Source organism: uncultured Parabacteroides sp. (assembly GCF_947855115.1).
Lineage (GTDB): Bacteria > Bacteroidota > Bacteroidia > Bacteroidales > Tannerellaceae > Parabacteroides.
Genome location: NZ_CANTZW010000034.1, coordinates 37,560 through 44,309, shown reverse-complemented (window position 1 = coordinate 44,309; position 6,750 = coordinate 37,560). Strand labels below are relative to the sequence as shown.

The window sequence follows — 6,750 nt, the reverse complement described above, 5'->3', positions numbered from 1 at the left end:
TCGTCTTCGCAAAAGAAGATCTTTAGTTTTTCTTCCATAACTAACTTTTTATAAGAGGTAAAGTAATAATAAATTTTGTTCCAATATTTCCTGCGCCACTTTCGGCACGGATCGTGCCTTTGTGGTCTTCAATGATTTTACGAACGTAAGCGAGTCCGAGACCGAACCCTTTCACGTCGTGTACGTTGCCTGTCGGTACGCGGAAGAAACGGTCGAATACCTTTTTCAGATATTCTTTCTTGATACCGATACCATTATCTTCCACGGAGATCAACAGCTTTCCGTTTTCGTTCCACGTGCGTGCCATCAATGTAAGCGGAACTTCCGGACGGCGATATTTAACCGCATTATCCATTAAGTTGAACAATACATTGGTGATATGCATTTCATCCACGTATATATCCGATTCCGTAGCTTGCAAGTCTATGTCCATCGTACCACCGTACTTCTCGACTTTAAGGACGAAGGTGTTAGCCACGTTCGCTACTAAATCATTCGCGTCAATTTCTTTCAATTTAAGCGCCGCTTTCTGTCGCTCAAACAAAGACATCTGTAGCACTTTCTCAACCAAGAAGCTCAATCGCTTCGTCTCATCGTTGATTACGCCGGATATATGCTTGAATACGTCCGGGCTTTTCGTTATATCCGAATCCTTCAACATCTGGGCGGCGAGTGAGATCGTGGAAACCGGAGTCTTCAACTCGTGCGTCATGTTGTTGATAAAATCGTTTTTCATCTCGGATAACTTCTTCTGACGGAATACGATATAAATCGTGAAGATGAAGGTTATCAACAGGATCAATGAAAATATAACCGATGGAACGATGAAGGTGATAGAGCTTGAGATGTAATCCCCTTTTGTCGGAAAGTAAACTCTCAGGTAGTTTAGCTTCGATGGGGGATCGTTCGGGAAAAGCACTTGGGTGATCACGTCCGAGGCAATCGGTTGCTTTTGGAATTCTCCGCTCTGATATACAACATTTCCATCTTTGTTAATAACAGAAAACACGAATGGCAAGTTCAAACCGTTGTTAATAAATTCTGTTTTTAAGTAATTGTTCAGCTTTTTAAAATCTACACGCTCCTCGATCGGTTTCAAGTTCGCCGTGTATAAAATATTGTAAATCACCTCTTCGATCAGTCCACCTTGATATTGGTAACGTCTTTTCAGTGTTTTCTGCAAATCTTTAGAGGTGTTTATGATACTGTTGGCAGACTGCCGTTTTGACAAAGAAGAGAGCGGTTCGAATTTATGGGCGCTAAAACTTTGCATCTCTATTTGCTGAACGGTCCCGTTAGAGTCTTTGATCTGTAATTGGTATTTCTCGTGGTTGATCACTTGTCCTAGGCTTTGGGCATCCGGGGCATTTTGATACATAAAATTTGTCTCATCCCGATTGATATCATCCTCGAGGTATTTACGGGTCTCGTCCAATTCCAAATTCTTAGATACTTGGCGCAAGCTTCTTTTGACAGTCTCGTTGAACTGTTCGCTGCGTGTCTTAAGTATAATGCTCACATAGTTTACCTGTAGGTATAACAACCCGGCAAAGGCAAAAGCCATAACTACTGCAAGCAACCAAATTGTCGACTTCCTCATATCAATATCTTTCTCTTAATGTTGCAGCAAATAACGCATGTTTTAGTTTAATATTTACACAAAAAAAGTAAAAATAATCGGTTTGAAATGTTAATAATACTTTGTGGGTATAAAAGATACATGCTCGTTAAATGTTGAAATTCCATTGTTAATGCGCTAGTTAGCGTTATTTTATCCTAAGTTTTTTATATATTATCTTATATGAAAACAACTCTAGGGTATTTTTTGTTGTGTCCGGCCTTCCGAATTTTTCATTTTACCTATTAGAATCGATGTCTGGGAGGTGGCCCCATCGGTCCTCTGCCCCGTCCTCCTCTGCCCGGCGCTTTTACATCACTAGCGCTAGCTCCACCGTTGAAGATACTGAACCGGTAAATAAAATGTATCATGAAATAACTACCCAACGTATTGTATTCCGAGTCTTGTATATAGCTGGCGGTGATGGAACGGGAGATATTACTGCGTTGTTGCAGGATATCGTAGATCTTGAAACGGAGTGTCCCTTGGTTGTTCTTCAAGAAAGATTTGGAGGCTGAGGCGTTCCATAAGATCTCGTTCTGCTTGAACCCGTCGCCATAACCGGAATTGGTAGACCAGTTTACGTCGCTCTCGATCTTGAAGTTGAGAGGTAGGTAGATAGTCGTGTAACCTCCTGCTCCGTAGTTAAAGGTATTCTGGTTGTTCTCCTTTTGCAGAGAGTTACTAGTTGCGTTGTAACGTATGTTCCCGTTTATACCTAGATCCAGGTATGAGGAACGGAAGTCAATACCACCGCGTTCGGACAATACCCAATTCCGGTTCGTATTCTTTTCCTCATTGATATATCCGTTACTATTGGCGAACGAAGCCATTGTCATGGTATTGACAGAGAATTTCTTATTCTTCAAGGGCGTATTCAATATCATGCGGATGTTACCGCTGTAATTGCCATTTACGTTTTTATAAGTGGTAGTCTTGACACCGTTTTCTTGGTTATAAGATGTATAGCTTACGATATCATTGATAATATAGCTACCGTTTGCCATGATCATAAAAGCACGCTGTTTCTCCGGAGTAAACTGTTGGAAATGGATGAATATATTATTCGTGTAACGAGGGTTCAAATCCGGGTTACCGATCGTGATGTTTGTTGGGTCTGAGATATCCGCTACCGGTTGTAATTGAGTCATGCTCGGTTGGCTGGTACGGCCGTTGTACATGATACGAAGATTCGTATGCTTATTGAGCATATAGTTGAATTGTGCCATCGGGGAGAGATTGATTACCTTACGGGCTATCTTGGATAGAGTCGTATCGCCCACGAAGTTTTCACTGCTAGAGTAAGACGGGTCTAGGTTCAATCCGATCGTATAGTTGAATTTAGCCCGTTGAGACTTGAAGCTCAAGCTAGCCCGTTGGCTGATAAAGTTGTTACGGTAACTCTGGCTATAGGCAGAGTCTAATACATTATATATGCCGTTAGCGTCTTGATTGTATACATTCTTCAAGGCTTCTTGTTTTCGCTGGCTGATACTATAAGTGGCTTGAATGAAATTGTTGTGTCCGATCGGCTCTACCCATGATACATAGACCCGATAGTTGAAGCCTTTGTTGTCGTAACGAGAACGCTGGTCTATAATATTATTTTTCTGGGCATCTGTCTGGTTGAAGTAAATGATGTCGGAGCGGTTCATGCCATCGCTGTATGAGTTGCTATTACCTCCGGAAAGGGTTGCGCTGAATACACGTCCTTTGCTATTCAGCTTACGGCTGAAATCGACGCTGGCACTTAAGTTATATCCGTTACTTTCCGAGTAATTACTGGATTTATTGGTGTTGACCGTATCTCGTTCGTTGTCCAGAGTAGTAGCATCGCTGAAATTGTTATTCATGCTTTGGCTAAAACTGAAGCTTGGACGGAAGATAAGCCGGGTCATTGTATCAGGTTTCCATTCCAAGCGGAAATCTACACCAAAATTATTACTTTTCGTACGGCTCATAGCCTCACTATTATCGTAAGACGAACTATCTCCGGGAAGGATGTTCTGCCGGTTACTCTTGCTACGAGCGTCATTGTCGGAATGCGAATAGCGGGTATTTCCCCCAAGACTGATCGTGGGGTTGAATTCTTTGTTGAAGTTTAGCCCGGCGTTTCCGGAAGAGGTGATACCGCTTCCTGCTCCGAAACCACCTCTCCGGCCTCCACCACCTCCCATACCGGAGAACATTGTTGAGGCTAGATCCGAAAAGCCCATATTATTCGTGTTATTCGCCCCCCCCATAAGCGTGATCTGGTCATTGTTTACGAAACGGTTGACCATGACGTTACCTTCGTACCGGCCTTCACTTCCGTACCCACCATATGCGTTTCCAAACCATCCTTGTTTCATACCTGGTTTTACGGTCAGGTTGATGACGGTCTCTTCTTCACCATCATCGAAACCGGTCATTTGCGCCATATCACTTTTTTTATCGAGTACCTGTAGTTTATCGATCATCTTGGCTGGGAGATTTTTGGAAGCCACTTTCGGATCATCGGAGAAGAATTCTTTCCCGTCCACCATTACCTTTTTCACCTCTTTTCCATTGACGGTTATCTTACCTTCGCTATCCACCTCCACTCCGGGCATTTTTTTCAATAAATCCTCCAGTACGGAGCCTTCGGTTACTTTATAGGAGTCAGCGTTGTATTCTACGGTATCATTACGAACGATAATCTCGGGTGCTTTACCTATAACTATAGCTTCTCCCAACTCAATAGCTCCATCGCTCAATTCAAGTTTGCCTACATTTACCGGATTTTTCTTCCCTGTGATTTGCAATGGTTGATATAAAGGATCGTACCCGACAAACGTGACATGTAATAAATAACTCCCTTTCTTTACGTTTTTCAAAATAAAGCTACCATTACGGGCACTTACTACACCCCGTACCATAGCACTGTCTTTTACGTTTAACAAGCGCACCGTAGCCTGCTCGATAGGGGTATCACTACCTTGCTCAACAACAGATCCTGTAACATTGACACCGTTTTGCTGCGCAAGAGCTACCGATGAAAGAAGGATCATCAACAACATCAAAAGGTACTTCCCCAATTTCATAACTCTATCAATTACATTGTTTACATTCACGAAAAGGTAGACAAGGATTACTCAAAATAGTTTAATATAACTTTTATTGATTTGGTATTATTAACAGTCATGAGGTTTCTGTTTTTGTTTGCAGAGGTACAAAGGTAATCGAGAAATAAAGAATAGGCAAGATGTTTTCATATTCATTCTATTTATAAAGAGATCATTTTAGGAGTGTTTTTTAAAGAGAGAAAATAAGTTACTAAGAGTGTATCTTGATTTGTTAAAAGCACAAGAATAAAATAGTCGTTTTGTTCTTGTGTCCTGTAGGATAGACAAATAGTATTATGAAAAGTTACAATAAGTATTGATTATCAATAAGTAAAAAAGAAAAAAGATATTGCTTTTAATAAAAAACGACTTATATTTAACGACAAAAGTAAACGGTGCTTTTGTTACGGTCGGTGATATAATGCGTATGAAAGATGCTTTGATTTCCCGGATGCAGGTTTTAAGGAACGTAATTGGGTATTGCCATTCCCTGATACGGAGATTAATGTGAATCCGAATTTGAAACAGAATGCAGGTTGGTAATTTAGGAATAAATTTAAATAAATATCTATGAAAACACATTTTTTATCAATACTAGCGTTGAGCTGTATCTGCTGTGCATGCAAGACGGTTCCTCAAGCGGAGTGGGTAAGTACGACATTCGATTTTCCATGGGTTACACAACCCGAGGTAGTAGCGGTATCTGAAACTTCAGAGCCGGATGTGGTTATAGATTTGACAAAGACCGCTCAAACAATTGACGGGTTTGGTACTTGTTTCAATGAATTGGGATGGACTTCCCTTTCTCTGTTGGATGAAACCGTACGTGAGGATATCTTGAAAGAGATGTTCGCCCCGGGGGTAGGTGCGAATTTCACGATTTGCCGTATGCCGATAGCGGCGAACGATTTCGCCATAGACTGGTACTCGTATAACGAGACAGAAGGAGACTTTGAAATGAAGAATTTTTCGATTGATCACGACCGGGCAACTTTGATCCCATTTATCAAAGGAGCCCAGCGTTACAATCCAAACATCAAGATTTGGGCCTCACCTTGGTGTCCTCCTTCGTGGATGAAGTGGAATAAGCACTACGCTTCCCGATCAACGACCGCATTAGCTAAGCGGTTGAAGAAAAGACAGACGGGAGAAGAAACCTTTATGTTTAGGGTAGTGGATAACGAGCTTCCCGAGGATCGCCAAGCATTCGAGGGTGCGGACGCTTTCATTCAGGAAGATGCCTATTTCAAAGCTTATGCGCTTTATTTCTCGAAGTTTATCGATGCTTACCGGCAGGAGGGCATTGATATATTTGGAGTGATGCCTCAAAACGAGTTTAACTCAGATCAACCCTACCCGAGCTGTTGCTGGACTTTAGGTGGATTGGCTACTTTCATGGGAAAATATCTTGGTCCGGCTATGGCAGAGAAAGGGGTAGAGATGATGTATGGAACGGTGGAGCGCCCCCGTGAGGCAATGATCGACTCCATCATGCAGGATCCGGATTGCAGTCGTTATGTGAAAGCCATCGGGTTCCAATGGGCCGGGAAAGATGCCCTGCCGATAGCTGCTCGTAAATATCCGCATCTGAAGTTCCTGCAAACGGAGCAAGAATGTGGAAATGGAAAGAACGATTGGAGTGGAGCTTCCCATTCTTGGGATTTGATGAAACATTATTTGAGTCATGGCGTGTCTGTCTATACTTATTGGAATACATCCTTAAAGCAAGGGGGTATCAGTCGTTGGGGATGGGCGCAGAATTCCTTGGTTGTGGTAAGTGAAGACGGTAAGTCATTCTCGTATACCCCGGAATATTATATAATGAAACATGTAAGTCATTATGTGCAACCGGGTGCGAAAAGGTTAGTGACGGAGGGTGCGTATAAAGATGTCTTGGCTTTCGTGAATCCGGATAATAGCATCGTTATTGTGGTGGGAAACTCTGGAACGACGGATAAACCGGTAAGTTTTAAGGTTAACAATTCAGTATATTCACCTGTATTAAAAGCCAATTCAGTGAATACACTTTTAATTAAGTAGCGTATGAGA

The 6,750-nt window shown here is 42.0% G+C and carries 3 protein-coding genes and 1 pseudogene; 2 read left to right on the top strand and 2 right to left on the bottom strand.

Annotated elements, in window-relative coordinates; translation table 11 throughout:
- Nucleotides 1–40: 40 nt before the first annotated feature.
- On the bottom strand, nt 41–1,600 hold the full coding sequence (locus tag Q0110_RS16170; protein WP_297908789.1) for a HAMP domain-containing sensor histidine kinase: 1,560 nt from the start codon (nt 1,598–1,600) through the stop codon (nt 41–43).
- Nucleotides 1,601–1,863: 263 nt separating this feature from the next.
- On the bottom strand, nt 1,864–4,680 hold the full coding sequence (locus Q0110_RS16165; protein ID WP_297908786.1) for an outer membrane beta-barrel protein: 2,817 nt from the start codon (nt 4,678–4,680) through the stop codon (nt 1,864–1,866).
- Between the two features lie 456 nt (nt 4,681–5,136).
- Here Q0110_RS16165 and Q0110_RS16160 point away from each other — a divergent pair.
- Together Q0110_RS16160 and Q0110_RS16155 are read left to right on the top strand one after the other, a co-directional pair.
- Nucleotides 5,137–5,244, top strand: a pseudogene (locus tag Q0110_RS16160) (RagB/SusD family nutrient uptake outer membrane protein); the annotation flags it as partial.
- 27 nt (nt 5,245–5,271) lie between these two features.
- Complete coding sequence (locus Q0110_RS16155; RefSeq protein ID WP_297908783.1) at nt 5,272–6,741, top strand: glycoside hydrolase family 30 protein; 1,470 nt, start codon at nt 5,272–5,274, stop codon at nt 6,739–6,741.
- Nucleotides 6,742–6,750: the final 9 nt, after the last annotated feature.

What these genes read in the sequence shown, in the direction of transcription:
- Q0110_RS16165 (WP_297908786.1), bottom strand. Translation starts at nt 4,680, where the DNA reads ATGAAATTGGGGAAGTACCTTTTGATGTTGTTGATGATCCTTCTTTCA.
- Q0110_RS16155 (WP_297908783.1), top strand. Translation starts at nt 5,272, where the DNA reads ATGAAAACACATTTTTTATCAATACTAGCGTTGAGCTGTATCTGCTGT.
- Q0110_RS16170 (WP_297908789.1), bottom strand. Translation starts at nt 1,600, where the DNA reads ATGAGGAAGTCGACAATTTGGTTGCTTGCAGTAGTTATGGCTTTTGCC.